General features: G+C 44.2%; 31 protein-coding genes and 1 other annotated feature. All 31 genes read right to left on the reverse strand.

Annotated features, from left to right (window positions below; all coding sequences use genetic code 11):
* Position 1: 1 nt before the first annotated feature.
* The 31 genes from rplX to IFO66_RS20325 all read right to left on the reverse strand — a co-directional run bounded on the left by rplX (position 2) and on the right by IFO66_RS20325 (position 26622).
* Positions 2 to 352, reverse strand: a complete 351-nt coding sequence (gene rplX, locus IFO66_RS20175; protein WP_084509214.1) for a 50S ribosomal protein L24 — start codon at positions 350 to 352, stop codon at positions 2 to 4.
* A 40-nt stretch (positions 353 to 392) separates the two neighbouring features.
* Entirely contained in the window at positions 393 to 761 is a 369-nt protein-coding gene (gene rplN, locus IFO66_RS20180) for a 50S ribosomal protein L14 (protein ID WP_028595138.1), read from the reverse strand.
* A 35-nt stretch (positions 762 to 796) separates the two neighbouring features.
* Positions 797 to 1063 carry a 30S ribosomal protein S17 gene (rpsQ, locus tag IFO66_RS20185; RefSeq protein ID WP_028595137.1) on the reverse strand — a complete coding sequence of 89 codons (267 nt, stop codon included), beginning with the start codon at positions 1061 to 1063 and terminating at the stop codon, positions 797 to 799.
* A gap of 61 nt (positions 1064 to 1124) precedes the next feature.
* The gene (rpmC, locus tag IFO66_RS20190; protein WP_028595136.1) at positions 1125 to 1325 is read right to left on the reverse strand and encodes a 50S ribosomal protein L29; all 201 of its coding nucleotides are present in this window, start codon (positions 1323 to 1325) and stop codon (positions 1125 to 1127) included.
* Positions 1315 to 1749, reverse strand: coding sequence for a 50S ribosomal protein L16 (gene rplP, locus IFO66_RS20195; RefSeq protein WP_028595135.1), 435 nt, complete (start codon positions 1747 to 1749; stop codon positions 1315 to 1317). The genes rpmC and rplP overlap by 11 nt, the downstream gene beginning before the upstream one ends.
* 2 nt (positions 1750 to 1751) lie before the next feature.
* Positions 1752 to 2417, reverse strand: a complete 666-nt coding sequence (rpsC, locus tag IFO66_RS20200) for a 30S ribosomal protein S3 (protein ID WP_028595134.1) — start codon at positions 2415 to 2417, stop codon at positions 1752 to 1754.
* A gap of 13 nt (positions 2418 to 2430) precedes the next feature.
* On the reverse strand, positions 2431 to 2763 hold the full coding sequence (gene rplV / locus IFO66_RS20205; protein WP_028595133.1) for a 50S ribosomal protein L22: 333 nt from the start codon (positions 2761 to 2763) through the stop codon (positions 2431 to 2433).
* Positions 2764 to 2797: 34 nt separating this feature from the next.
* Positions 2798 to 3073 (reverse strand): 30S ribosomal protein S19, encoded by a 276-nt coding sequence (gene rpsS / locus IFO66_RS20210; RefSeq protein ID WP_028595132.1) that lies wholly within the window; start codon positions 3071 to 3073, stop codon positions 2798 to 2800.
* A 71-nt stretch (positions 3074 to 3144) separates the two neighbouring features.
* Positions 3145 to 3975: a 50S ribosomal protein L2 gene (rplB, locus tag IFO66_RS20215; protein ID WP_028595131.1), complete on the reverse strand. Its 831-nt coding sequence runs from the start codon at positions 3973 to 3975 to the stop codon at positions 3145 to 3147.
* A 33-nt stretch (positions 3976 to 4008) separates the two neighbouring features.
* Entirely contained in the window at positions 4009 to 4299 is a 291-nt protein-coding gene (gene rplW / locus IFO66_RS20220) for a 50S ribosomal protein L23 (RefSeq protein ID WP_028595130.1), read from the reverse strand.
* The gene (rplD, locus tag IFO66_RS20225; protein ID WP_028595129.1) at positions 4299 to 4922 is read right to left on the reverse strand and encodes a 50S ribosomal protein L4; all 624 of its coding nucleotides are present in this window, start codon (positions 4920 to 4922) and stop codon (positions 4299 to 4301) included. Before rplD ends, rplW begins: the two co-directional genes overlap by 1 nt.
* A 25-nt stretch (positions 4923 to 4947) precedes the next feature.
* A complete protein-coding gene (rplC, locus tag IFO66_RS20230; protein WP_028595128.1) occupies positions 4948 to 5571 on the reverse strand; it encodes a 50S ribosomal protein L3 in 624 nt (207 codons plus the stop codon).
* Positions 5572 to 5618: 47 nt separating this feature from the next.
* Positions 5619 to 5927: a 30S ribosomal protein S10 gene (gene rpsJ / locus IFO66_RS20235; protein WP_028595127.1), complete on the reverse strand. Its 309-nt coding sequence runs from the start codon at positions 5925 to 5927 to the stop codon at positions 5619 to 5621.
* Between the two features lie 357 nt (positions 5928 to 6284).
* On the reverse strand, positions 6285 to 7619 hold the full coding sequence (locus tag IFO66_RS20240; RefSeq protein ID WP_192026874.1) for a globin-coupled sensor protein: 1335 nt from the start codon (positions 7617 to 7619) through the stop codon (positions 6285 to 6287).
* A gap of 210 nt (positions 7620 to 7829) precedes the next feature.
* Positions 7830 to 9020, reverse strand: a complete 1191-nt coding sequence (gene tuf, locus IFO66_RS20245; RefSeq protein WP_192026875.1) for an elongation factor Tu — start codon at positions 9018 to 9020, stop codon at positions 7830 to 7832.
* A 110-nt stretch (positions 9021 to 9130) separates the two neighbouring features.
* Positions 9131 to 11206 (reverse strand): elongation factor G, encoded by a 2076-nt coding sequence (gene fusA, locus IFO66_RS20250; RefSeq protein ID WP_192026876.1) that lies wholly within the window; start codon positions 11204 to 11206, stop codon positions 9131 to 9133.
* Positions 11207 to 11262: 56 nt separating this feature from the next.
* Positions 11263 to 11733, reverse strand: coding sequence for a 30S ribosomal protein S7 (gene rpsG, locus IFO66_RS20255; RefSeq protein ID WP_028595123.1), 471 nt, complete (start codon positions 11731 to 11733; stop codon positions 11263 to 11265).
* A 53-nt stretch (positions 11734 to 11786) separates the two neighbouring features.
* Entirely contained in the window at positions 11787 to 12206 is a 420-nt protein-coding gene (gene rpsL / locus IFO66_RS20260) for a 30S ribosomal protein S12 (RefSeq protein ID WP_028595122.1), read from the reverse strand.
* A gap of 149 nt (positions 12207 to 12355) precedes the next feature.
* Positions 12356 to 12610, reverse strand: a complete 255-nt coding sequence (locus tag IFO66_RS20265) for a ribosomal L7Ae/L30e/S12e/Gadd45 family protein (protein WP_192026877.1) — start codon at positions 12608 to 12610, stop codon at positions 12356 to 12358.
* A gap of 336 nt (positions 12611 to 12946) precedes the next feature.
* Positions 12947 to 16567, reverse strand: a complete 3621-nt coding sequence (gene rpoC / locus IFO66_RS20270) for a DNA-directed RNA polymerase subunit beta' (protein WP_192026878.1) — start codon at positions 16565 to 16567, stop codon at positions 12947 to 12949.
* Positions 16568 to 16753: 186 nt separating this feature from the next.
* The gene (gene rpoB, locus IFO66_RS20275) at positions 16754 to 20296 is read right to left on the reverse strand and encodes a DNA-directed RNA polymerase subunit beta (RefSeq protein ID WP_192026879.1); all 3543 of its coding nucleotides are present in this window, start codon (positions 20294 to 20296) and stop codon (positions 16754 to 16756) included.
* 426 nt (positions 20297 to 20722) lie between these two features.
* The gene (locus tag IFO66_RS20280) at positions 20723 to 21325 is read right to left on the reverse strand and encodes a class I SAM-dependent methyltransferase (RefSeq protein WP_192026880.1); all 603 of its coding nucleotides are present in this window, start codon (positions 21323 to 21325) and stop codon (positions 20723 to 20725) included.
* Positions 21326 to 21457: 132 nt separating this feature from the next.
* On the reverse strand, positions 21458 to 21820 hold the full coding sequence (rplL, locus tag IFO66_RS20285; protein WP_192026881.1) for a 50S ribosomal protein L7/L12: 363 nt from the start codon (positions 21818 to 21820) through the stop codon (positions 21458 to 21460).
* A 61-nt stretch (positions 21821 to 21881) separates the two neighbouring features.
* Positions 21882 to 22385 (reverse strand): 50S ribosomal protein L10, encoded by a 504-nt coding sequence (rplJ, locus tag IFO66_RS20290; RefSeq protein ID WP_192026882.1) that lies wholly within the window; start codon positions 22383 to 22385, stop codon positions 21882 to 21884.
* Between the two features lie 55 nt (positions 22386 to 22440).
* Positions 22441 to 22597 (reverse strand) — a sequence feature (ribosomal protein L10 leader region).
* An 89-nt stretch (positions 22598 to 22686) separates the two neighbouring features.
* Positions 22687 to 23379, reverse strand: coding sequence for a 50S ribosomal protein L1 (rplA, locus tag IFO66_RS20295; RefSeq protein ID WP_144995567.1), 693 nt, complete (start codon positions 23377 to 23379; stop codon positions 22687 to 22689).
* 60 nt (positions 23380 to 23439) lie between these two features.
* Positions 23440 to 23865 carry a 50S ribosomal protein L11 gene (gene rplK, locus IFO66_RS20300; protein ID WP_144995569.1) on the reverse strand — a complete coding sequence of 142 codons (426 nt, stop codon included), beginning with the start codon at positions 23863 to 23865 and terminating at the stop codon, positions 23440 to 23442.
* 73 nt (positions 23866 to 23938) lie between these two features.
* Positions 23939 to 24472 (reverse strand): transcription termination/antitermination protein NusG, encoded by a 534-nt coding sequence (gene nusG / locus IFO66_RS20305; RefSeq protein WP_028595113.1) that lies wholly within the window; start codon positions 24470 to 24472, stop codon positions 23939 to 23941.
* A gap of 24 nt (positions 24473 to 24496) precedes the next feature.
* The gene (gene secE, locus IFO66_RS20310; RefSeq protein ID WP_028595112.1) at positions 24497 to 24688 is read right to left on the reverse strand and encodes a preprotein translocase subunit SecE; all 192 of its coding nucleotides are present in this window, start codon (positions 24686 to 24688) and stop codon (positions 24497 to 24499) included.
* Between the two features lie 38 nt (positions 24689 to 24726).
* On the reverse strand, positions 24727 to 24876 hold the full coding sequence (rpmG, locus tag IFO66_RS20315; RefSeq protein ID WP_028595111.1) for a 50S ribosomal protein L33: 150 nt from the start codon (positions 24874 to 24876) through the stop codon (positions 24727 to 24729).
* A gap of 344 nt (positions 24877 to 25220) precedes the next feature.
* A complete protein-coding gene (sigH, locus tag IFO66_RS20320) occupies positions 25221 to 25877 on the reverse strand; it encodes an RNA polymerase sporulation sigma factor SigH (RefSeq protein WP_028595110.1) in 657 nt (218 codons plus the stop codon).
* Positions 25878 to 26079: 202 nt separating this feature from the next.
* Positions 26080 to 26622, reverse strand: a complete 543-nt coding sequence (locus IFO66_RS20325) for an NYN domain-containing protein (protein WP_192026883.1) — start codon at positions 26620 to 26622, stop codon at positions 26080 to 26082.
* Positions 26623 to 26624 lie beyond the last annotated feature (2 nt).

A 26624-nucleotide genomic window follows, 5' to 3' on the forward strand; every position in this document is an offset into this window, starting at 1 on the left:
ATTAGTCGATAATAGCGCCGGAACGTTTAGCTACGCGCACTTTTTTACCGTTCTCTACTTTGTAACCGATGCGCGTTACTTTACCGGACTTCGGATCCACGTGCATCACGTTGGAAGCGTGGATAGCAGCCTCTTGCTCAATAATACCGCCTTGTGGGTTCTTTTGGTTAGGCTTCTGGTGCTTCTTCACCATGTTTACGCCTTCTACAAGAACGCGGTTTTGACGAGGGAATGCTGCGATGACGCGGCCTTTTTTACCTTTATCTTTACCTGTGATAACGATGACCGTGTCGTCTTTTTTCACGTGCAATTTATTATTATGCGACTCGAGAATCTTCTTCAATCGTGGCATGTGTTACACCTCCTGAGTCTTGCCAGGCAGGCAAGTTGATTTAGATAACTTCCGGAGCCAAGGAAACGATCTTCATGAAATCTTTCTCGCGAAGTTCGCGAGCAACAGGTCCGAAGATACGCGTTCCGCGTGGTCCTTTATCTTCCTTAACGATAACCGCTGCGTTCTCATCGAAAGCGATGTAAGAACCGTCTTTACGACGTACCGAACGTTTTGTACGAACGATAACTGCCTTAACTACGTCACCCTTTTTGACAACGCCACCTGGTGTTGCTTGTTTCACGGAGCATACAATCAGGTCACCGATGTGTCCTACACGACGTCCCGTACCACCCAACACACGGATACACATCAATTCTTTCGCACCAGAGTTATCTGCTACTTTCAAACGTGTAAATGGTTGAATCATTCTGATTTCCTCCTTTCGGTAGAGCTACCCGGACATTAAACGATTACTGCTTTTTCAACGATTTCCACGAGTCTCCAACGCTTGTCTTTAGACAGCGGACGAGTCTCCATGACTTTTACAGTATCGCCGATTTTAGCTTCATTGTTTTCGTCGTGAGCTTTGAACTTCTTCGTATATTTGATGCGTTTGTGGTACAAGTCATGCTTTTTGTACGTTTCAACCGCGATTACGATTGTTTTGTCCATTTTATCGCTGACAACTTTACCGATTTGCACTTTACGAGCATTACGTTGTTCACTCATCAGTGTATTGCCTCCTTCCTGGTTACAGGATGTCTATTTTCAGTCAAGACCTTGACTTCAATTAACTAGTGATCCCAAGTTCTCTTTCATGCAATACCGTTTTCGCACGAGCAATTGCTTTACGCACGTCACGGATACGAGTTGGGTTGTCAAGCTGTCCAGTAGCCAATTGGAAACGGAGGTTGAAAAGTTCTTCCTTGAATCCTGCAATCTTCTGTTCAAGTTCAGCAGTGGTCAAGTTGCGGAATTCACTAGCTTTCATTTGCTTCACCACCCAATTCTTCGCGTTTCACAAACTTAGTTTTGCAAGGCAGCTTGTGAGCAGCAAGGCGCATCGCTTCACGAGCGACTTCCTCAGGTACACCAGAAAGTTCGAACATAACTTTACCAGGCTTAACCACAGCTACCCATTTCTCAACGTTACCTTTACCACTACCCATACGTACCTCTAGCGGCTTAGCCGTAATTGGTTTGTCTGGGAAGATTTTAATCCATACTTTACCACCACGCTTGATATAACGAGTCATCGCGATACGAGCGGACTCGATCTGACGGTTCGTAATCCAAGTTGGTTCAAGAGCTTGCAAGCCGAATTCACCGAAGTGAACCGTTGTGCCGCCTTTAGCGCGACCTTTCAAGCTACCACGTTGTTGTTTACGATGTTTTACACGTTTAGGTACCAACATGATTAGTTGCCTCCTTCCTCAACAGCCTTTTTCTTAGCCGTAGGAAGTACCTCTCCACGATAAATCCATACTTTTACGCCGATACGGCCGTAAGTTGTATGAGCTTCCGCAGTTCCGTAGTCGATATCAGCGCGAAGCGTATGAAGTGGTACAGTTCCTTCGCTGTATCCTTCCGAACGAGCGATTTCAGCACCGCCCAGACGTCCACTTACCGCAGTTTTAATTCCTTTTGCACCGGAACGCATAGTACGTTGAATAGCTTGTTTAAGTGCACGACGGAAAGAAACGCGGCGCTCAAGTTGTTGAGCAATGCTCTCAGCAACAAGAATAGCGTCCAAATCTGGTGTTTTGATTTCCGAAATGTTGATGTGAACTTTTTTACCGTTAGCAATTTTAGTTACTTCACGGCGAAGTGCTTCAACTTCGGAACCGCCTTTACCGATTACCATACCCGGCTTAGCGGTGTGGATCGTAACGTTCACGCGGTTAGCTGCACGTTCGATCTCGATGCGCGATACTGCCGCATCTTTCAATTTATTTTTGAGGTATTCCCGGATTTTTACGTCTTCGATAAGTAATGTACCGAAATCTTTTTCAGCATACCACTTAGACTCCCAATCGCGGATAACACCCACTCGAAGTCCGACTGGATTTACCTTTTGACCCACACGTTTTCCCTCCTTATTTCTCAGATACTACTAGCGTAATGTGGCTAGTTTTCTTATTGATACGGCTTGCACGTCCCATTGCGCGAGGACGGAAACGTTTCAACGTTGGACCTTGGTTAACGAACGTTTGCTCGATAACGAGTTTGTTCACGTCCATAGAATAGTTGTGTTCTGCATTCGCAATAGCAGAGTTCAACAACTTCTCCACGATTGGAGATGCTGCTTTTGGCGTGTGACGCAAAATTGCGATCGCTTCGCCTACTTGCTTACCGCGGATCAAGTTAAGAACGATCTGAACTTTACGCGGAGCGATGCGAACCATATTCGCATGTGCTTTCGCTTGCATGGAAGTACCTCCCCTCAAGTGCTAGATATCAGTATTAACGTCTTGTCTTCTTATCGTCGTCATGACCTTTGTACGTACGAGTTGGCGCGAATTCGCCAAGCTTGTGTCCGACCATATCTTCAGTTACGTACACTGGCACGTGTTTGCGACCGTCATAAACGCCGAAAGTGTGACCGATGAATTGAGGGTAGATAGTGGAACGACGGGACCAAGTCTTAATAACAACTTTTTTACCGCTCTCGTTCATAACTTCAACCTTCTTCATCAAATGACCATCAATGAATGGTCCTTTTTTCAAACTGCGACCCATGTGTAAATCCTCCCTTCACGAAATCCGTTAATTTCGCTTATTACGCGGCTAATTTACTAACCAAACAAATATTACTTCGTGCGACGACGAACGATGTATTTGTCGGAGTGCTTGCCCTTCTTGCGAGTCTTGTAACCAAGTGTCGGTTTGCCCCATGGAGACATAGGAGATTTACGACCGATTGGTGCACGACCTTCACCACCACCGTGTGGGTGATCAACAGGGTTCATTACAACACCACGTACGACTGGACGTTTGCCCAACCAACGTGAACGACCTGCTTTACCAACTTTGATGAGCTCATGATCTTCGTTACCTACAGATCCGATTGTAGCGCGGCAAACTTTCAATACTTTACGAACTTCGCCAGAACCCAAACGAATTGTAACATAACGCTCTTCTTTACCAAGCAATTGAGCTTCCGTACCAGCTGCACGAACCAACTGACCGCCCTTGCCTGGCTTCAACTCGATGTTGTGGATAACTGTACCTACAGGGATGTTCTCAAGTGGCAATGCATTACCGATCTTGATATCAGCTTCTGGTCCAGAAACGATTACGTCTCCAACTTTCAAGCCTTTAGGAGCGATAATGTAACGCTTTTCACCATCCGCGTAGTTGATCAACGCGATGTTGGAAGTACGGTTTGGATCGTACTCGATTGTAGCAACGCGACCTGGAATGCCATCCTTGTTACGTTTGAAATCGATAATACGATACTTACGCTTATGTCCGCCGCCTTGGTGACGAACTGTAATTTTACCTTGGTTGTTACGGCCTGCTTGTTTGCTAAGAGGCGCAAGCAACGATTTCTCCGGTGTGCTCGTTGTGATTTCTTCGAACGTAGATACGCTCATCGCACGGCGAGCCGGGGATGTCGGTTTATACTTTTTAATAGGCACTAGTTTTCCCTCCTAACTTTAAGGATTGTATATTTATACCGTCTCAAAGAACTCAAGCGGCTTGCTGTCTGCAGTCAATGTTACGAAAGCTTTCTTCCATTCGGAAGTGTAACCGTTGTAACGACCGTAGCGCTTAGGTTTAGCTGGAACACGCAACGTGTTCACACCTGCTACTTTAACTTTGAAGATTTGCTCGATTGCAGCTTTGATTTCCGTTTTGTTAGCACGGATATCAACTTCAAAGACATATTTCAAATCGTCCATCATTTCAGCTGTACGCTCAGTGATGATTGGGCGTTTGATAATATCACGAGGGTTTTTCATTACGCGAACACCTCCTGTACCTTCGAAACCGCATCCTTAGTAAGGATAAGCTTTTGATGGCGAAGAACGTCATAAACGTTTACTCCGTCAGCAGCTACCAATTTAACGGATGGGATGTTACGAGCGGACAATGCAACGTTGTCGTTGTACTCAGGAAGCACAACTAGCGCTTTGCGATCCACTTTCAAGTTGTTAAGCAACGCTTGGAATTCTTTCGTTTTCGGCGCATTGAATGCCAACTCGTCTAGAACGATAATTTGATTTTCCAACACTTTGGAAGAAAGTGCGGATTTGATCGCCAAACGGCGAACTTTTTTAGGAAGCTTGTATGCATAGCTGCGTGGTGTTGGTCCGAAAACGACACCGCCGCCTTTCCATTGCGGCGCACGAATAGAACCTTGACGCGCACGACCAGTACCTTTTTGTTTCCATGGCTTACGGCCACCGCCGCGAACCTCGGAACGGCCTTTAACTTTGTGTGTTCCTTGACGCATGGATGCAAGTTGCATCACAACAGCATCATGAAGCACATGTTTGTTTGGTTCAATTCCGAATACGCTGTCAGCAAGTTCAATCTCGCCAACTTGAGCACCGGAGATGTTGAATACTGCTACTTTAGGCATTCTGAGCTCCTCCTTTCCTCACCAATTACTTTTTAATTGCAGATTTAATGTTAATGAAGCTGTTTTTAGCACCAGGAATGGAGCCTTTAACGAGGATAACGTTACGTTCCGCATCCACTTTAACAACCTCAAGATTTTGAATTGTAACTGTTTCTGCTCCCATGTGACCTGGAAGGTGTTTACCTTTAGGTACGCGGTTCGCTTGAATGGAACCCATGGAACCAGGGCCACGATGGTAACGGGAACCGTGAGACATTGGTCCGCGGCTTTGTCCCCAGCGCTTGATTGTGCCGGTGAAGCCTTTACCTTTAGAAATACCTGTTACGTCAACGAACTCACCTTCTGCGAAGAGATCAGCCTTCAATTCTTGGCCAACTTCGTATTGAGAAAGATCGATACCGCGGTATTCCTTAATGTAGCGCTTAGGTGTTGTGTTTGCTTTTTTAGCGTGACCTTGTTCAGGCTTGTTAGAACGCTTTTCCTTTTTGTCAGCAAAGCCGACTTGGATTGCTTCGTAGCCGTCATTCTCAACGTCTTTCTTCTGAAGAACGACGCAAGGACCAGCTTCGATAACTGTAACTGGCAATACGTTACCTTCTGGGGTAAAGACTTGAGTCATGCCGAGTTTTTTTCCTAAGATACCTTTCATGTTGACACCTCTTTTCGTTTCCATGATCCGTTCATTTTAAGCTGATATTACAGCTTGATTTCGATATCTACACCGGACGGTAGGTCTAGTCGCATAAGCGCATCAACCGTTTGCGGCGTTGGACTCACGATATCGATAAGGCGCTTATGAGTGCGCATTTCGAATTGCTCGCGAGAATCCTTGTACTTGTGCACCGCACGAAGAACCGTGATGATTTGCTTCTCCGTTGGCAACGGAATTGGACCGGACACTCCTGCACCGGAACGTTTCGCTGTTTCAACGATCTTCTCAGCGGATTGATCAAGAATTCTGTGGTCGTATGCTTTTAAGCGGATACGAATTTTTTGCTTTGCCATTGTATTCCCTCCTTTAATCGCCCAATTTTGCATCGGACATACTCCGCGAAAATTTTCCTTCACACTCCCCATGGCAAAGGGGCCGGGTGTGTCGGTAACCTCTCACATCATCGCAACGTCGACGAACAACATTCACTATTATATATAATAGTCCCGACAATTGCAAGCTTTTATTTCAATTCATTACGAAACAATTCCTTCTGTAATAAGGTCTGTACGTTCTGATATCCTGCATCTGTCGGGAACTATTCGTCTTCTGCTGTTGTCCATTATATAATGAAGCAATTGAATTTTCTACGGAAATCTATTCCACCACTGATTTACTAGCTTTGTAGACTATTAGATCACTCAAATTATTTATAGGGAACTAATACGATTAAGCTGTTCAGCTGATGAAGCAACTTGTTCAGTGGATTCACTAATACTTTGAATTGCATCTGACAGGCTTTGAATATTATTGCTAATGACATTAAGTTGTGAAGCGCTTTCAGAAATTTCACTAACTATGTTCGAGAATTTCTCCATTGTAAGCTCTGCATTTATTCTTACTTGACCTGCATTATTCTGCACGGCCGAAATTACTTCTACTACTGCTTTTGTCACTTCACTTGAATTAACGATAAGATTTTCAATATTGTTCACGGTTTGCTTTGTACTAACAGCAAGTTTGTTTACTTCCTTAGTTACAACTGAGAAACCTGCTCCTCGTTCCCCCGCATGTGCTGCTTCAATTGAAGCATTCAATGATAATAGATGTGTATGGTCAGCAATCCCTATAATGGACTGGGCAATCGATGCAATATGTTCGGTCGTCATTTTCAGCGCACTCATATGCTGTTCAACCTGCTGCATATCGATATCAATCTGTTGAATACTATGATTCAATTGATCCATAAACATTTTTCCTTCTTCAGCATTTCGTTGTGTTGCTATTGATGAATTTGCGGTTTGTTGGGTAGAGTTGTTCAGTTCAATTCCATATGACACCATTTCTTGAATTGCATCATTTGTACGAACCGATAACGAGGCTAATTGTTCACTTAGTTTACTAATTTGTAAATGAAGTTCATCCTTTTGGCGAAGATGCTCTTTCTCTGCTTCTTGTCTTTTCTTTTCAAAAAATTCAAGTACGAGCTGCTGTTCGAGGTTCAACACTTTATTGAAACTATGTACAACTTCTATAGCCAATTGCGGATTAGCAGCATGCATCATCAATCGTTCAAACACAACTGCTTGTACTTTTTGAAATGCTCCCATATACCATTTTGGTTCCAAACCTATTCGATAATGAATCGAAGCAATGCGCATGCGCTTCTCTACATATGCTTCATTAATAAAGCCATCGAACATTTCCTCAATGTGCTTGCGCAATGTGATTTGCAATTTTTCAACACTACTATGCTGATTAATCATTTCCTTTAGTGACCCTACCTGTAAAACAGATTCATAAAAGGCTTCACTAATTTCATCTAACCAAGGCAAAAGAAATGGTTGCGCCATGTGCAGCATGCCGAGATCTTTTTCAGTAAGTTGAATCATTTTTAATTGAGACCATATCTTATGATTTTCAGAAAATTGTATACTACCTAGTTGATCTGCTTGCTCCTGATTAAAGTCCCATTTAGCATTCATGTCATTACGAGCAACATGTTTATTCTCTTTCTCTTTATTATATCCCCACCGTTTAAACAATCATTTCACCCTCCCCCGTAGAAATCTTTTGTGATTAAGGAGTTTTATTACATCCCTTTCATTATAATCATGTACATAGTCATTCGGATATACATTCTTCAAGTATTAATGAAATTATTTATATTATGTTATTTACATAGCAACATAGTTACTTATAACAAAAAGCCCCTCTCCCGAAGGAGAAGGGCTTTATCATATCGCTAAGCGATATTACTTGATGATTGTAGCAACTGCACCTGCACCTACTGTACGGCCACCTTCGCGAATAGCGAAACGTGTACCTTCTTCAATCGCGATTGGATTGATAAGGTTTACAGTAACTGTGATGTTGTCACCAGGCATAACCATTTCAGTACCTTCTGGAAGGTCGATTACACCAGTTACGTCAGTTGTACGGAAGTAGAACTGTGGACGGTAGCCAGTGAAGAACGGCTTATGACGGCCACCCTCTTCTTTAGTCAATACGTACACTTGTGCAGAGAACACAGTGTGCGGCTTAACAGTACCTGGCTTAACCAATACTTGACCACGCTCGATGTTGTTGCGGTCTACACCACGAAGCAATGCGCCAACGTTGTCACCTGCTTGAGCGGAGTCAAGCAATTTACGGAACATTTCAACGCCCGTAACAACGGATTTGCGAGTTTCTTCTTGGATACCAACGATTTCGATCTCGTCGCCGACTTTGATCGTACCACGCTCTACACGACCTGTAGCAACAGTACCACGGCCAGTGATAGAGAATACGTCCTCAACAGGCATCAAGAAAGGCTTGTCAGTGTCGCGCTCTGGTTGTGGGATATAAGTGTCGATTTGTTTGAACAATTCAACGATCTTTTGAGCCCACTCACCATCAGGAGCTTGAAGAGCTTCACGAGCGGAACCACGGATGATTGGCGTGTCGTCGCCTGGGAAATCGTACTCGGAAAGCAAGTCACGAACTTCCATTTCAACCAATTCAAGCAACTCTTCGTCTTCAACCATGTCGCATTTGTTCAAGAATACAACGATGTAAGGAACGCCTACTTGACGAGAAAGCAAGATGTGCTCACGAGTTTGTGGCATTGGACCGTCAGCTGCAGATACAACCAAGATCGCGCCGTCCATTTGTGCAGCACCAGTAATCATGTTTTTAACGTAGTCAGCGTGACCTGGGCAGTCTACGTGTGCGTAGTGACGAGTATCAGTTTCGTACTCAACGTGTGCAGTAGAAATTGTGATACCGCGCTCGCGCTCTTCTGGAGCTTTGTCGATTTGATCGAATGCTACAGCAGCACCACCGTAAGTTTTGGACAATACAGTTGTGATTGCAGCAGTCAAAGTTGTTTTACCGTGGTCAACGTGACCGATAGTACCGATGTTAACGTGTGGCTTATTACGCTCAAATTTTGCCTTTGCCATTTGAACAATTCCTCCTTAAGTAGATGGAATAATATAGTGTGATGGTTGTCTGCAAGTTCTCACTTACAGACAATCCATGAATATAAGTTAGTTAAGAAATAATCGTTAGATTATTGACCTTTAACTTTGGAAACGATTTGTTCAGCGATGTTGCGTGGTACTTCTTCATAGTGAGAAAGTTCCATTGCGAACACGCCGCGTCCTTGTGTACCGGAACGAAGAGTTGTGGAGTAACCAAACATCTCAGCGAGAGGTACCTTAGCACGGATTACTTGTGCACCTGCACGAGAATCCATACCTTCGATACGACCACGACGGGAGTTCAACATACCCATAACGTCGCCCATGTACTCTTCCGGAACTGTAACTTCAACCTTCATGATTGGCTCTAGCAAGATAGGATTACATTTTTCCTTAGCAGCTTTAAGCGCCATGGAACCTGCAATCTTAAACGCCATCTCGGAGGAGTCAACGTCATGGTAAGAACCATCGAAGATTGTAGCTTTGATATCTACCATCGGGAAGCCAGCCAATACGCCGTTCTTCATCGATTCTTCGATACCAGCTTGAACCGGAGCGATGTATTCACGAGGAACGACACCACCGACGATTTTGTTGACGAACTCAAATCCTGCACCTGGCTCTTGAGGTTCGAATTCGATCCATACGTGACCGAATTGTCCACGTCCACCAGATTGGCGAACGAACTTACCTTCAACTTTAGCAGAAGATTTGAACGTTTCACGATAAGCAACCTGTGGGTTACCTACGTTCGTCTCAACTTTGAACTCACGACGCATACGGTCAATGATGATCTCCAAGTGAAGCTCACCCATACCCGCAAGAATCGTTTGTCCAGTTTCTTCGTCTGTGTGAGCACGAAGTGTTGGATCTTCCTCAGTCAATTTACCGAGTGCTACACCCAACTTATCTTGGTCAGCCTTAGTCTTAGGCTCAACCGCGATCTCGATAACTGGATCAGGGAAGTTCATAGATTCCAAAATAATTGGATTCTTCTCATCACACAGTGTATCGCCTGTACCTGTATCTTTCAAACCTACTGCAGCTGCGATGTCACCGGAGTAAACTACATCGATTTCTTCACGGCTGTTAGCGTGCATTTGAAGGATACGGCCGATACGCTCGCGTTTGCCTTTTGTTGCGTTCAATACGTAAGATCCGGAGTTCAATACACCAGAGTATACGCGGAAGAACGTCAACTTACCAACGTAAGGATCCGTCATAATCTTAAACGCAAGTGCCGAGAACGGCTCTGAGTCAGAAGATTTACGGATAGCTTCTTCGCCATCTTCCAATGTACCTTTAATGTCAGGTACATCAATTGGAGCTGGCAAGTAGTCAATAACTGCGTCCAACATAAGTTGAACACCTTTATTTTTGTAAGAAGAACCACAGATAACAGGGAAGATTTGAACGTTTACTACACCTTTACGGAGACCAGCTTTGATTTCTTCAATCGTAAGCTCTTCACCTTCGAGGTATTTCATCATCAATTCTTCGTCAAGCTCTGCAACCTTCTCAATAAGTTCCATACGAAGTTCTTCAACTTTCGCTTTGAACTCTTCTGGAACGTCAATAATATCAACATCGCGACCAAGGTCATCTTTGAAGATATGAGCTTTTTGCTCAATCAAATCGATGATACCTTTGAAGTCGTTCTCTGCTCCGATTGGCAACTGAATAGCTACAGCATTCGCTTGCAAACGATCTTTCATGGTTTCAATAACGTTGAGGAAGTCAGCGCCAATGATGTCCATTTTGTTTACATAAGCAATACGAGGTACGCTGTATTTATCAGCTTGACGCCATACTGTCTCGGATTGAGGCTCAACGCCTTCTTTAGCAGAGAATACGCCTACTGCTCCGTCCAATACGCGAAGGGAACGCTCAACCTCTACCGTAAAGTCAACGTGACCCGGAGTATCGATAATGTTAACACGATGACCTCTCCATGCTGCTGTTGTAGCAGCGGAAGTGATCGTGATACCACGCTCTTGTTCTTGTTCCATCCAGTCCATTGTTGCTGCACCTTCGTGCACCTCACCGATTTTGTGAGTACGGCCTGTGTAGAACAAAATACGCTCCGTAGTTGTTGTTTTACCGGCATCGATGTGAGCCATGATTCCGATGTTACGCGTATTCTGCAAGGAGAACTGTCTAGCCATTGTTGGGAGTCTCCCTTCAAAATAAGAGTTCGGAGAAACGAACCCGCATTAGAATCCTACCAGCGGTAGTGAGCAAATGCTTTGTTCGCTTCTGCCATTTTGTGCGTATCTTCGCGCTTCTTAACAGATGCACCAGTGTTGTTGGAAGCATCGATAATCTCTGCTGCCAAACGCTCTTGCATTGTTTTTTCACCGCGGTTACGCGAGTAGTTAACCAACCAGCGCAATCCCAAAGAAGTACGGCGCTCAGGCTTAACTTCGATAGGTACTTGATAGTTAGCACCACCTACACGGCGAGCTTTAACTTCAAGAACTGGCATGATATTTTTGATTGCTGCTTCAAATACTTCCATAGGGTCATTGCCTGTACGTTCTTGGATAAGTTTGAATGCATCATACAAGATTGTTTGAGCAACACCGCGTTTACCGTCGATCATAATACGGTTGATCAAACGAGTAACCAACTTGCTGTTGTATACCGGATCCGGCAACACGTCACGTTTAGTAACTGGACCTTTGCGTGGCATGTGTATCCCCCTTTCTCAATAAGATCATGAATTATGTTCATGAGCTTTTTTCATTATGCTTTTTTCTTAGGACGCTTCGTACCATATTTGGAACGAGCTTGCATACGGTTGTTTACACCTGCAGTATCCAAAGCACCGCGAACGATGTGGTAACGTACACCCGGAAGGTCTTTTACACGGCCACCGCGTACAAGCACGACACTGTGCTCTTGCAAGTTGTGACCAATACCTCCGATGTAAGCAGTAACCTCTACACGGTTAGTCAAACGAACACGCGCATATTTACGAAGTGCGGAGTTCGGTTTTTTAGGCGTCATAGTACCTACACGAGTACAAACACCACGTTTTTGAGGTGCGCTCAAGTCTGTCTCCGTACGCTTCAAGGCATTGAAACCTTTTTGCAAAGCTGGGGATTTGGACTTAGTTACTTTTGCTTGACGGCCCTTACGGACTAGTTGGTTAATAGTTGGCATGATTGCCACCCCCTCATTATAGAATCAACTGTGTTGCCTGGCTTACCTAAGCCCACAGATCCAGGCGGTTCATAAATGGGCAAATGAAAAGTTTTTGCTTCCGGAAACTTCAATACATTCCGTCATCCTTCACAAAAACATTGGGTTACCTATTCTGGTTTGACGATAGCTGCCATAGCAGCTCCGACTTCGATACCAAACAGTTTGCCAAGCTCTTGCATCGTAGTAACTTCCGTTACCTTTACATTACGCTTGAAACAAAGTGATGTTATCTTAGAAATTAATTTCTTGTCGGCATCTAAAGCAACATAAACTTCAATGGCTTTTCCTTGCTCTACCACTTTAGTAGTCTGTTTCGTCCCAATCTTGATGTTTGTGTCCTGTAGACTCTTATCATTAGACATGAATCATGTTCCTCCGAAAGTAACAGGTTAACCTCTTGGGCACACTTCGATATATTATCACTTGAGTTATATCATGTCAAGATCATTTTTGATAAAAATATTATCACTAGCTTTACGATAAACACTAGCTGCTAATCCCATTAAGCATCTTTTCTCGACCTTTACTACTATACCATCTTGTCCGAAATTTTCAATAACAAACGTTTGCCATTATATCTAGCAACAATTTGTTTGTTATCCATATCCATATAAAAACCGTTAGGTGTAGCTGCAAGCGCAACCCCCTAACGGCTATTATATTAAGCTATACAAATCAGCAAATCCCTCTGCTCTGAATTAGTCAGCTACGCTAACTACTTCTTCAGAGTCCAATGCCTCTTCATTCGTTTCTTCAAGTGGGTTGATTACTTTAACACTGCGGTAACGGTTCATACCTGTACCTGCAGGAATCAACTTACCAATAATAACGTTCTCCTTCAGACCAAGCAATTGGTCCACTTTGCCCTTAATCGCTGCATCAGTCAAGACACGTGTCGTCTCTTGGAAGGATGCTGCGGACAAGAAGGAATCTGTCTCAAGAGACGCTTTTGTAATACCGAGCAATACTGGCTTAGCGACAGCCGGCTCTTTGCCAGCCAAGATCGCTTCTTTGTTAGCCGTTTCGTATTCATAAATGTCTACGAATGCGCCTGGAAGAAGCGTAGTGTCTCCAGCATCGATGATACGGATCTTACGAAGCATCTGCTTGATCATAACTTCAACGTGCTTGTCGTTGATTTCTACACCCTGGTTTCGGTATACGCGCTGAACTTCCTGAAGGATATAGTTCTGAACGCCACGAATACCCTTAATGCGAAGCATTTCTTTAGGGTCAATAGAACCTTCTGTAATCTCGTCGCCCGCCTCAATCGTCTGACCCTCATGTACACGGATACGGGATCCGTAGCTAGCTGCATAGACTTTTGTCTCAGCTTCACCTTGTACTTCAACCTCACGACGATCTTTTGTTTCACGGATTTCTTTGATTACGCCGTCAAGCTCAGAGATGGTCGCTTGACCTTTCGGATTACGCGCCTCGAACAACTCTTGGATACGCGGTAAACCTTGTGTAATATCGTCACCCGCAACACCACCGGTGTGGAACGTACGCATTGTAAGCTGTGTTCCTGGCTCACCGATCGATTGCGCAGCGATGATACCGACTGCTTCCCCGATCTCAACGAATTTACCTGTTGCCAAGTTACGGCCGTAACACTTCTTACACACACCATGACGTGCACGGCAGCTAAGAACGGAACGAATTTGTAGTTTCTTGACACCAGCTTTAACGATTGCATCCGCTTTGTCAGAATCAATTAATTCGTTACGGTTAACGATAATTGAACCTGTTTCTGGATGACGAATCGTTTCAAAGGAGTAACGACCTTCAACACGGTCATACAAACCTTCGATAACTTCTTTGCCGTCAGAAATATCCGCAACAAGGAAGCCTTTATCTGTACCACAATCATCTTCGCGTACGATAACGTCTTGTGCTACGTCAACGAGACGACGTGTAAGGTAACCGGAATCCGCTGTACGAAGTGCTGTATCGGCAAGACCTTTACGCGCACCGTGCGTGGAGATAAAGTACTCCAAGACTGTTAGGCCTTCACGGAAGTTCGATTTGATTGGCAACTCGATGATACGACCAGACGGGTTGGCCATGAGACCACGCATACCGCCTAGCTGAGTAATCTGCGATTTGTTACCACGGGCTTTGGAATCAACCATGAGCATGATGGAGTTATAGCGTTCCATCGATTTCATCAAGATATCAGTAATGACATCTTTTGATTTCGACCAAACTTCAATAACTCGGTCATAACGCTCTTCATTCGTGATAAGACCACGACGATATTGATTCGTAATAACCTTAACTTTGTCATCAGATTCTTTCAATACCTCGATCTTCTCTTGCGGTACAATAACGTCAGACACCGCAATAGAAATACCCGCACGAGTCGAGTACGTGAAGCCGAGCTGCTTGATTTGATCCAAGATAACAGCTGTTTTAGTTGTATGGAACGTCTCAAAGCAACGTGCAATGATCTGACCCAAATAATCTTTACCTACTGCACCAGTCTCTGGAATATTTTTGATATACTCACGATAGTTCGCGCCTTTATCGTAAATAAAGTAGTGTTCTGGTGTTCCCTCGAACAAGTTTTGCTTTGACGGCTCATTGATGTAAGGGAAATCAGCTGGGAAGATCTCATTGAATATAATACGCCCTACCGTTGTAACGAGAAGAGCATCTTGTTGTTTCTCTGTAAAGCACGTCTTACCAAGTGCTTTAACTGGAATGATTACACGAGCATGTAAAGAGGCAACATCACGCTGATAAGCGGAAACAGCTTCGTTCATGTTAGACAAGATCATTCCTGTACCTTTAGCTTCTTTGTTATCCATCGTCAAGTAGAAGGATCCGAGGACCATATCCTGAGATGGTGTAACAACCGGCTTACCGTCTTTTGGGTTCAAGATATTGCCGGAAGCTAGCATTAGCAAACGAGCTTCTGCTTGAGCTTCTGCGGACAACGGAACGTGAACCGCCATCTGGTCACCATCGAAGTCAGCGTTATAAGCTGTACATACGAGTGGATGAAGCTTTATCGCACGGCCTTCAACCAAAATTGGTTCGAATGCCTGGATACCGAGTCTGTGAAGCGTAGGTGCACGGTTAAGAAGAACTGGATGTTCACGGATTACTTGTTCGAGAACGTCCCATACTTCTGGGCTAACACGTTCAACTTTGCGCTTCGCACTCTTAATATTGTGAGCCAAACCTTTGTTAACAAGTTCTTTCATAACAAACGGCTTGAACAATTCAAGTGCCATCTCTTTCGGCAAACCGCACTGATACATCTTCAAGCTCGGCCCTACTACGATAACCGAACGTCCGGAGTAGTCAACACGTTTACCTAGCAAGTTCTGACGGAAACGTCCTTGCTTACCTTTCAGCATGTGGCTGAGGGATTTCAATGGACGATTACCCGGTCCTGTAACAGGACGACCACGACGACCGTTGTCAATGAGCGCGTCAACAGCTTCTTGAAGCATGCGCTTCTCATTTTGAACGATAATATCCGGCGCACCCAAGTCCAGAAGACGCTTCAAACGGTTATTACGGTTAATAACACGACGGTACAAGTCATTCAAGTCAGAAGTCGCAAAGCGACCGCCATCCAACTGTACCATTGGACGAAGCTCAGGTGGGATAACTGGCAATACATCGAGAATCATCCAATCTGGGAAGTTGCCAGAGTTACGGAATGCTTCGATGACTTCCAAACGCTTAATTGCACGGTTACGGCGTTGGCCTTGTGCCGTACGAAGATCTTCTTTCAACGTTTCAAGATCTTTATCGAGATCAAGGTCTTGAAGCAATTTCTTAACTGCTTCAGCACCCATGCCTGCTTGGAATGCAGGGCCGTATTTCTCACGGTAGCTTCGATATTCCTTTTCAGAGAGCAACTGTTTCTTCTCAAGAGGTGTATCACCTGGATCCGTGACCACGTAAGATGCGAAGTAAATAATCTCTTCGAGTGAACGTGGTGACATATCAAGTGCCAAGCCCATACGGCTTGGAATACCTTTGAAATACCAAATGTGAGATACTGGAGCTGCCAATTCAATGTGACCCATACGCTCACGACGTACTTTTTGACGCGTTACTTCAACACCGCATCGATCACAGACAACACCTTTGTAACGAACACGCTTGTATTTACCGCAATGACATTCCCAGTCTTTCGTCGGTCCGAAGATTTTTTCGCAGAACAAACCTTCTTTTTCCGGCTTGAGCGTACGATAGTTGATTGTCTCCGGCTTCTTTACTTCACCGCGAGACCACGAACGGATCTTTTCGGGAGAGGCAAGCCCAATCTTCATAAATTCAAAATTGTTGACGTCCATCTAGGAGCGACCCTCCTTAATCTGTACTTGAGATCACCGTCTACTGTTAGACGGCCTAGTGAACTTCGTTCTATCTTCGAGCAAATGTCTCCCTAAGAACAACAAATTCCCTAGAACAGACGGTTATACACCATGTAACGATAGTAGGCAGCTAATGCTGCCTGCTATCGTCCTGCTAGTTCTATTTTATTCAGCTGCGTAGTCGTCATCCAAACCAAGGTTCAGCTTGTCTTGAGGACCTTCATCATCCTCATCGAGTTCACGCATTTCAATTTCTTCTTCATTCTCTGTCAGAATCTTAACGTCCATACCCAAGCTTTGGAGCTCCTTGATCAATACCTTGAAGGATTCTGGAACACCTGGTTCTGGCACGTTCTCACCTTTGACGATAGACTCGTACGTTTTCACACGGCCAACAACGTCATCGGACTTGACAGTAAGAATTTCTTGCAACGTGTATGCAGCACCGTAAGCTTCAAGTGCCCAAACCTCCATCTCACCAAAGCGCTGTCCACCGAACTGAGCTTTACCACCCAGCGGCTGCTGCGTAACAAGAGAGTAAGGACCTGTAGAACGCGCATGGATTTTATCGTCAACCATGTGCGCCAGCTTAATCATGTACATAACGCCGACAGTAACTTCACGCTCGAAGCGTTCACCCGTACGTCCATCGTACAATACGGTTTTACCGTTGCGTTGCATACCTGCTTCTTCCATTGTGTCGAATACGTCATACTCCGTTGCACCGTCGAATACCGGTGAAGCAGTATGCATACCCAAGTAACGTGCTGCCATACCCAAGTGAACCTCAAGTACTTGACCGATATTCATACGGGAAGGAACGCCTAGTGGATTCAATACAACTTGAACTGGCGTGCCGTCTGGCAAGAATGGCATATCCTCTTCAGGCAAGATACGAGCGATGACACCCTTGTTACCGTGACGTCCCGCCATCTTATCTCCCTCAGAGATTTTACGTTTCTGTGCAATATATGCACGCACAAGTTGGTTCACGCCTGGTGGCAATTCATCACCATTCTCACGTGTGAACACTTTGACATCAACAACGATACCGTCAGTACCATGAGGCACACGCAAGGAAGTATCACGAACTTCACGTGCTTTCTCACCGAAGATTGCATGGAGCAAACGCTCTTCAGCCGTCAACTCAGTAACACCCTTAGGTGTAACTTTACCAACGAGAATATCGCCTGCTTTAATCTCCGCACCAACACGGATAATACCGCGTTCGTCTAGATTTTTAAGAGCCTCTTCACCGACGTTCGGGATGTCACGAGTAATTTCTTCTGGTCCAAGCTTCGTATCACGAGCTTCAGACTCGTACTCTTCGATGTGAATAGACGTATACACGTCTTCTTTCACAAGTTTCTCAGAGAGAAGAATCGCATCCTCATAGTTGTAACCTTCCCACGTCATGAACGCAACGACAACGTTGCGGCCGAGTGCCAATTCACCCATCTCCGTGGAAGGACCGTCAGCCAGAATATCGCCAACTTTGACGTTTTCGCCGCGTTTAGCAAGCGGACGCTGGTTGATACAAGTTCCTTGGTTAGAACGCATGAACTTCTGCAATTTATGCTTAACGAGATCTCCGCGAACTTCGCGGCCATCTACCATTTGAATCTCACGAACTTGAATTTCGTTCGCACTTACACGCTCAACAACACCATTAATCTTAGACACGATACATACGCCGGAATCTTTAGCCGACTTATGTTCCATTCCCGTACCAACAAACGGAGCCTGCGGAATTAGCAATGGCACCGCTTGCCGCTGCATGTTTGATCCCATGAGCGCACGGTTAGAGTCATCGTTCTCCAAGAACGGAATAAGCGCTGTTGCAACGGATACTACCTGTTTAGGTGATACATCCATATAGTCGACGCGCTCCGTCGGCATTGTAAGGATGTTATCCGATTGCTTGTTGTAACGAACGATTGTTGCATCATCACGGAAAGTTCCATCTTCATTAAGAGGAGCATTCGCCTGTGCGACAACATAATTATCTTCTTCATCCGCTGTCATGTAATCGATATGATCGGTTACTTGACCTGTCTTAGGATCAACCCAACGATATGGTGCTTCGATGAAGCCATATTCGTTCACACGAGCGAATGTGGACAAGGAGTTGATCAAACCGATGTTCGGACCCTCTGGTGTCTCGATTGGACACATACGACCATAGTGAGATGGGTGAACGTCTCGGACTTCGAAGCCCGCGCGCTCACGCGTCAAACCGCCAGGTCCTAACGCAGAGAGACGACGCTTATGCGTCAGCTCAGCCAACGGATTCGTCTGATCCATAAACTGCGACAACTGAGAGCTACCGAAGAACTCTTTAATCGAAGCAATAACCGGACGAATGTTGATGAGCGCCTGTGGCGTAATCACATTCGCATCTTGAATGGACATACGCTCACGAACAACACGTTCCATACGGCTAAGACCGATACGGAATTGGTTCTGAAGCAATTCACCAACAGAGCGCAAACGACGGTTACCTAAGTGGTCGATATCGTCCGTGCTTCCGATGCCGTGCAGCAAGTTAATGAAGTAGTTGATAGATGAGATAATATCTGCTGGAGTAATGTTCTTAACAGACTTATCGATAATCCCATTTGCAATCAACTTCACGGTTTTGCTGTCGTCAATCGGTGAATATACGTTAATCGTTTGCAATGGAATATCGTCCGCTTCGTGTACTCCACCGGCTACATGATGAATCTTGAAGCCAATGTTGCTTTCCAAGCGTGGCAATATTTCATCTAACAAACGACGGTCAATCATTTGACCTGCTTCTGCAACAATCTCACCCGTATCCGGATCAACCAATGTCTCAGCTAGACGCTGATTGAAGAGACGGTTTTTGATGTGAAGCTTTTTATTAATTTTGTAACGACCTACGTTCGCCAAGTCATAGCGCTTTGGATCGAAGAAACGAGCGATAAGCAAGCTCCTTGCGTTATCCAATGTCGGCGGCTCACCTGGACGAAGGCGCTCATAAATTTCGATAAGCGCTTTTTCAGTAGAATCTGTATTGTCTTTATCAAGAGTGTTGCGAATATATTCATCATGCCCGAGCAAATCTAAAATTTGTTCGTCAGTTCCGAAGCCCAATGCACGAAGAAGTACCGTTACTGGGATTTTACGCGTGCGATCAATACGAACATAGATAATATCTTTCGCATCAGTCTCCAACTCAAGCCATGCACCACGGTTCGGAATCACTGTAGCTGTATAGTTCTTTTTCCCGTTTTTGTCGATTTTTGTGCTAAAATAGACACTAGGGGAGCGAACTAACTGGCTGACAATTACACGTTCCGCACCATTGATGATGAACGTTCCGGTTTCTGTCATGAGCGGGAAATCTCCCATAAATACTTCCTGCTCTTTTACTTCACCGGTTTCTTTATTAAGAAGACGCACCTTTACACGAAGCGGTGCCGCATATGTTACATCGCGTTCTTTAGATTCATCGACCGAGTACTTTGGCTCACCTAAGCTGTAATCGATAAATTCCAGAACTAGATTACCTGTGAAATCCTGAATCGGAGATATGTCTTGGAACATCTCTCGCAATCCTTCATCCAAAAACCATTGGTACGATTTCTGTTGGATTTCAATCAAGTTCGGAACCTCGAGAACTTCTTCGATGCGCGCATAACTACGTCGAGTGCGTCGTCCATATTGAACAAGATGTCCTGCCAACTTATACTCACCCCTCATGTCTACTCAAAAAAATTGGATTGCGAATCCTTTTCGATATCCTTTATAATAAAGTCCACGAAAGAGACTCTAAAACACCTAAGTAAGAAACAAACACAAAAAGAAAACATACGCTCATAACAAAAACGCTGATAACGCATATTTGCAATGGACGCCGTTTCCCCATTCCGTCGTTTCGGTGTTGTCATAGGTTCTTCATATTCGATAGATTTGCCCAAAATGTAAACATTATACGTTACTTCACGAAAATGTATGCATGCTTTTCATAAAAAAGCTTGACATTTCAGTAATTTAAAGACATGAAGACCATTCTAATACTGACATTCTATAATAATAACACACCACAAATATCAAGTCAATTAAAAGTGGTTATTAATATACGCTATACTCCAGTGAAGATATTGCCAATTAGGATTTGATCGCACGATAAATTCGATAACCTTTATCTTTTGCTACTTCCTCTACACTATCTTCGCCAAATAAGTCTTTAAGCTTCTCAACTGCCGATGGCGCACCCTGCTTCTTCTGAATAACGATCCACAGGCTACCACTTCCATTCAGCTGATGATAGGATTGCTCAAAAATACGATGCACAACGTCCTTACCCGCACGAATTGGTGGATTTGTTAATATAACGTCGTATTTCTTGCCTACTAGCGCGTTCAATCCATCACTCTCATGAATCGTTACATTTGATACACCATTCAAACCGGCATTTTCTTGTGCCAAAGCAAGGGCACGAGTATTAACATCTACCATCGTCACATGCCCACTTGGATTCAGTTTTGCCGCTACCAAGCCAATCGGCCCGTAGCCACAACCTACATCCAGCACCTGACTTTTCACCGGAATTTCCATATGCTCAATTAACACTCTACTACCATAATCGACACTACCTTTTGAAAATACACCAGCATCCGACCATAAGCGCAATGAAATCCCACGTAAATCAAATGTCAATTCACGTCTATTATGCACAACTTGCTGTTCCTTACTGTAATAGTGAGCCATCTACGGCACCCCCTATCTTCCTTTCCTCTCTTGCCTAGGATGCGTCAAAGACATAGTAATGTCATCCATCGTATCCTAGACAACGAACCCCTTGAAGCCAAGTTCAAGGGGTTCGTATCAAGGAAGTAGCTATTACTTAACTTCTACAGATGCGCCTGCTTCTTCAAGCTTAGCTTTAACTGCTTCTGCTTCTTCTTTGCTTACTTTTTCTTTCAAAGCTTTTGGAGCGTTGTCAACTAGCTCTTTAGCTTCTTTCAAGCCAAGACCAGTGATTTCGCGAACCACTTTGATTACGTTGATTTTGCCAGCGCCAGCGCTAGTCAAAATTACGTCGAATTCAGTTTGCTCTGCAGCAGCTTCACCAGCGCCACCAGCCATAACTGCTACTGGAGCAGCAGCTGTTACACCGAATTCTTCTTCGATTGCTTTAACAAGATCGTTCAATTCCAATACGGACATGCCTTTAATGGCTTCCAAGATTTGCTCTTTGCTCATTAGGATAACCTCCATTTAGTTCTTTTATAAGTTTAGGACACATTCTTGACGAATAAGTCTCTTACGCTTCGGCTTCTTGCTTCTCTGCAACTGCTTTGACTGCCAATGCGAAGTTGCGAACAGGTGCTTGAAGCACGCTGAGCAACATGGACAGCAAACCATCGCGGGATGGCAATGTTGCCAATGCTTGAATTTGTGCTACGTCTACGACGCGACCTTCTACGATACCACCCTTAATTTCAAGAGCATCGTTTTTCTTTGCGAAATCATGCAAGATTTTCGCAGGAGCAATTGCGTCTTCACGGCTGAACGCGATCGCTGTAGGTCCTGTTAGAACTTGGTCCAACTCAGACAATTCAGCTTCCGCTGTCGCACGACGAACCAATGTATTTTTCAATACTTGGAATTCAACGCCTGCTTCACGCAATTGTTTACGAAGTTCAGTTACCTGAGCTACGCTCAATCCGCGGTAGTCCGCTACAACCGTAGTTGCGCTGCCACGCAATTTCTCAGCGATTACTTGAACGGATTCTTGTTTCGCTGCGATTACTTTTGCGTTTGCCACTCGATCCACCTCCTACAAGATTAATGACCGCATGTATTCGATGAGTTCTTTATGCATTAGCATAAGAAAAGCCTCTGCAGTGTTCTACAGAGGCATACGAAGCGAATGGCAGGCGGGCTACGCCCAGCCTTCGCACTCATTCTATTCGAACACCTCGGTAGGAAATTAAGCCTCACGGCACCTACTGTCTACGGTACGTTTATTCAAATTTAATTCAACACGTTGTCAACAACAACTCTATTAGACTAACACGTCCAGTCGATTTATGTCAACCTTTAGCGTTAATTACCAATAGTTTATCTTAACGATAAGAAGTTGTGTTTACGCGTGCTGCAGGACCCATCGTGGAAGAAACCGCGATGTTCTTCATGTAAACACCTTTAGCCGCTGCTGGCTTAGCACGGTTAAGAGCATCGATTAGAGCTTTCAAGTTCTCGTTCAACTGTTCAGCGCTGAAAGATACTTTACCGATAGGTGCGTGAATTTGACCTGCTTTGTCTAGACGGTATTCGATTTTACCAGCTTTGATCTCTTGAACAGCTTTAGTAACATCGAAAGTAACCGTACCAGCTTTAGGGTTTGGCATTAGGCCTTTACCACCAAGGATACGACCCAATTTACCAACTTCACTCATCATGTCTGGTGTTGCTACGCAGACATCGAATTCGAACCAACCTTGTTGAATTTTGTTGATAAGATCTTGATCTCCAACAAAATCAGCACCAGCTGCTTCTGCTTCTTTAGCTTTCTCGCCTTTTGCAAATACGAGAACGCGTTTAGTTTTACCAGTACCGTGTGGCAATACAACTACACCACGAACAGCTTGGTCTTGTTTACGAGGGTCTACACCCAAACGAACTGCAGCTTCAACAGTCTCGTCGAATTTAGCAGTCGCTGCTTTTTTCACCAATTCAATGGCTTCAGCTGGTTCGTAGATTGCATCTTTATCAATCAACTTAGCAGCTTCAAGGTATTTCTTACCGTGCTTTGCCATGATATTTCCTCCTTTGTGGTAATAACGGATAAACCTCCCACATGTGCGTACGAAGACGGATTAGTCTTCTACAACAATACCCATGCTACGAGCTGTACCTTCAACCATACGCATAGCCGCTTCTACGGACGCTGCGTTAAGGTCAGCCATTTTTTGCTCAGCGATTTCACGAACAACGTTACGCTTTACAGTCGCAACTTTCTTCTTGTTAGGCTCGCCAGAACCTTTTTCCACTTTAGTAGCTACTTTCAACAATACTGCAGCTGGTGGAGTTTTCAAGATGAACGTAAAGGAACGATCTTCGAATACAGAAATCTCAACAGGAATAATAAGACCTGCTTGATCAGCTGTTTTCGCGTTGAACTCTTTACAGAACGCCATGATGTTAACACCCGCTTGACCCAATGCTGGACCTACCGGCGGTGCAGGATTCGCTTTACCTGCTGGAATTTGCAATTTGACAACTTTAATGACTTTCTTCGCCATGTTGTACACCTCCTTGCGCTAATATGTGGGCAGAATCACTTCTCCCACAACAGAAACCTTTTAGAAAGATTTATTAAATCTTCTCCACTTGGTGGTAATCCAACTCAAGCGGGGTTTCTCGACCAAACATGTTCACATGAACCTTGAGCTTTTCTTTGTCTGTTACAATCTCTTCGATTGAACCAACAAAATTCGCAAAAGGCCCTACCTTAATGCGCACTGATTCTTTCAGTTCGAAGTCGACTGTCGGCTTAGGCGCTTCCATACCCATTGTTTTCAGAATCTGATCAACTTCTTCTGGCAACAACGCTGTTGGTTTGGAACCTGAGCCTGTTGAACCAACGAATCCAGTAACACCCGGCGTATTACGCACAACGTACCACGATTCATCAGTTTGGATCATTTCGACAAGAACATATCCCGGATAAACTTTACGCATGACAGTCTTTTTCTTACCGTCTTTGTTTACCAACTCTTCTTCCATAGGAACAAGAACACGGAATATCTTATCTTCCATGCCCATCGATTCGACGCGCTTTTCGAGATTGGCTTTCACCTTATTTTCATACCCTGAATAGGTATGAACGACATACCATCTTTTTTCCATACTTGTTCCACCTTGGGACTTTTATTAAATAATCGCTTCGACAATCGCCGAAATGCCGATGTCCAACACCCAAAAATAAAGCGTAACAAAGATGACCGTAGATAACACAACGATCGTATAGCTTGTCAACTCTTTACGGTTAGGCCAGCGAACTTTCTTCAATTCGCCCCAGCTGTCGGAGAAGAAGGAAAACATCGAACCAAAACTACGCTTCACATTCCCTAAGAAAGCCACGGACTGCACCTCCATCTAGCTTATCTTGTTTCACGATGAGAAGTATGCTCGTTGCAGTACTTGCAGAATTTCTTGAACTCGATGCGGTCTGGATGATTGCGCTTGTTCTTTGTTGTCGTATAGTTGCGTTGTTTGCAGCTTGTGCAAGCCATCGTAACGATTACGCGCATGTTGTACACCTCCTGAAGACACCTTTTAATGATAAGAAGCGTCGGAATTTTATCCTAAAAACGTACGCATATTTAGGGCTACCTAAAACACTTTATCATACGGGTAATTTCATGTCAATGAAATTTATGTTGACGCCATGGGGGTTTATGCCCTTTACTCTATCATATCCGACAGCTGAATACAAAGGTAAAGATCGTCAAACTTTTATTGCTATCAGTATGGTAGTTTTCTTTTCAAACTAAACCTGTACAGACCATTTACGATAATAAATCAAAAAAGGTCTACTTCTTTAATAAGTAAGAAGTAGACTCAAATCTGTAAATAATAGCGAATTCATAACTTCCTATGCCAGTTCAACACCATCACGAACTTCTAGATAGCGCTCTAGCTTACGCTTAACACGTTGTAACGCATTATCAATCGACTTCACATGTCGATCCAAATCAACTGCAATCTCCTGATATGACCGACCGTCTAAATACAACATCAGCACTTTCCGTTCTAAATCGCTCAGTATTTCTGACATCTTATCTTCAAGACCAACAAATTCTTCTTGATTGATAATAAGTTCTTCAGGATCAGAAACCCTTGAACCCCCGATTATATCTAATAATGTACGATCTGAATCTTCATCATAAATCGGCTTGTCCAACGAAACATAAGAATTAAGAGGAATGTGCTTCTGACGCGTGGCAGTCTTAATGGCAGTGATAATCTGCCGGGTAATGCAGAGTTCCGCAAATGCCTTGAATGAAGCTAACTTGTCTCCTTTGAAATCACGTATCGACTTGTACAGTCCTATCATACCTTCCTGTACAATATCTTCACGATCAGCTCCAATGAGAAAGTATGAACGGGCCTTAGCACGAACAAAATTGCGGTACTTGTTAATCAAATACTCCAAAGCATCGCAATCACCTTCACGGACAGCGTCCACGAGTTGTTCATCCGTCCATTTATCGTATGGGAACGTGCTTAATTCTTTGAGGTCTACACTCACTAGCAATCCCTCCGGCCTGCAACGCAATCCACCCGTTACATCACAAATGATAGATTTAGTATATAGAATAGTTGGTATACCGTCAACCGCGAGAAAGCTTGATCCCATGCGAAAAAAACACTTTCACTCCAAAGATCAACTGGAAACTATTGAAACTACCTACCAAGTAGGTCAAATATTTGCTCATTTACTAGAGTACTGCTTATTTCGATTTACCACGCCTAAGCTGCTCTAACTTTAACAACACATCCAGACTAAGCTTCTCTTCTAATGGATTGCGCTTCACAGGATAAAGAGCTTGATCGCGAATACGAACCTGTACTTCTTGACGAGCTTGTTGAATGACGAGCTGTAACTCACGTGCAGAAATTCGTAAAGCTCCTTGGGCAAATGCTACATTTTGCTCTGTCATATCTGAAGTGGCTACATATATCGCCCGACGCCGATGTTTCAGCTCAGCTACAAGACGCTCTATACACTCATCAGCTGTTTCTTTTTCCTTTGTGAATGTTATGTTCACATCGCCTTGCTTGTAGGAAGCCCCTAGCCCAGGTACTCGGTAGGCATCGAATACGGTAATAACTCGACGCCCCGAATAAGCCTGATAGTCAGCAAGCATATCCAGCAATCGATTGCGAGCTTCCTCCAAATCTTGATCAGCCAACTGCTTCAGATTTGTCCATGCTCCAATCATATTATAGCCGTCAACAAGCAATACATCACGATAATCAGGCTGTTGTGCCATAA

The organism is Paenibacillus arenosi (assembly GCF_014841135.1).
GTDB classification, from domain to species: Bacteria; Bacillota; Bacilli; order Paenibacillales; family Paenibacillaceae; genus Paenibacillus_B; species Paenibacillus_B arenosi.

Bases quoted from the DNA above. Each gene is read 5' to 3' on its own strand.
- IFO66_RS20325 (WP_192026883.1), bottom strand. From the start codon at position 26,622: ATGGCACAACAGCCTGATTATCGTGATGTATTGCTTGTTGACGGCTAT.
- rpmG (WP_028595111.1), bottom strand. From the start codon at position 24,876: ATGCGCGTAATCGTTACGATGGCTTGCACAAGCTGCAAACAACGCAAC.
- rplA (WP_144995567.1), bottom strand. From the start codon at position 23,379: ATGGCAAAGCACGGTAAGAAATACCTTGAAGCTGCTAAGTTGATTGAT.
- rplN (WP_028595138.1), bottom strand. From the start codon at position 761: ATGATTCAACCATTTACACGTTTGAAAGTAGCAGATAACTCTGGTGCG.
- rplW (WP_028595130.1), bottom strand. From the start codon at position 4,299: ATGAAAAACCCTCGTGATATTATCAAACGCCCAATCATCACTGAGCGT.
- rpsS (WP_028595132.1), bottom strand. From the start codon at position 3,073: ATGGGTCGCAGTTTGAAAAAAGGACCATTCATTGATGGTCATTTGATG.
- fusA (WP_192026876.1), bottom strand. From the start codon at position 11,206: ATGGCTAGACAGTTCTCCTTGCAGAATACGCGTAACATCGGAATCATG.
- rplV (WP_028595133.1), bottom strand. From the start codon at position 2,763: ATGCAAGCGAAAGCACATGCGAATATGGTTCGCATCGCTCCGCGTAAA.
- rplC (WP_028595128.1), bottom strand. From the start codon at position 5,571: ATGAAAGGTATCTTAGGAAAAAAACTCGGCATGACTCAAGTCTTTACC.
- rpsG (WP_028595123.1), bottom strand. From the start codon at position 11,733: ATGCCACGCAAAGGTCCAGTTACTAAACGTGACGTGTTGCCGGATCCG.
- tuf (WP_192026875.1), bottom strand. From the start codon at position 9,020: ATGGCAAAGGCAAAATTTGAGCGTAATAAGCCACACGTTAACATCGGT.
- rpsJ (WP_028595127.1), bottom strand. From the start codon at position 5,927: ATGGCAAAGCAAAAAATTCGTATCCGCTTAAAAGCATACGACCACAGA.
- rpoC (WP_192026878.1), bottom strand. From the start codon at position 16,567: ATGGACGTCAACAATTTTGAATTTATGAAGATTGGGCTTGCCTCTCCC.
- rplL (WP_192026881.1), bottom strand. From the start codon at position 21,820: ATGAGCAAAGAGCAAATCTTGGAAGCCATTAAAGGCATGTCCGTATTG.
- rplD (WP_028595129.1), bottom strand. From the start codon at position 4,922: ATGCCTAAAGTAGCAGTATTCAACATCTCCGGTGCTCAAGTTGGCGAG.
- IFO66_RS20280 (WP_192026880.1), bottom strand. From the start codon at position 21,325: ATGGCTCACTATTACAGTAAGGAACAGCAAGTTGTGCATAATAGACGT.
- rpsL (WP_028595122.1), bottom strand. From the start codon at position 12,206: ATGCCAACTATTAACCAACTAGTCCGTAAGGGCCGTCAAGCAAAAGTA.
- rplP (WP_028595135.1), bottom strand. From the start codon at position 1,749: ATGTTGGTACCTAAACGTGTAAAACATCGTAAACAACAACGTGGTAGC.
- rpmC (WP_028595136.1), bottom strand. From the start codon at position 1,325: ATGAAAGCTAGTGAATTCCGCAACTTGACCACTGCTGAACTTGAACAG.
- rplK (WP_144995569.1), bottom strand. From the start codon at position 23,865: ATGGCGAAGAAAGTCATTAAAGTTGTCAAATTGCAAATTCCAGCAGGT.
- rpsQ (WP_028595137.1), bottom strand. From the start codon at position 1,063: ATGAGTGAACAACGTAATGCTCGTAAAGTGCAAATCGGTAAAGTTGTC.
- rplX (WP_084509214.1), bottom strand. From the start codon at position 352: ATGCCACGATTGAAGAAGATTCTCGAGTCGCATAATAATAAATTGCAC.
- IFO66_RS20265 (WP_192026877.1), bottom strand. From the start codon at position 12,610: ATGTCTAATGATAAGAGTCTACAGGACACAAACATCAAGATTGGGACG.
- nusG (WP_028595113.1), bottom strand. From the start codon at position 24,472: ATGGAAAAAAGATGGTATGTCGTTCATACCTATTCAGGGTATGAAAAT.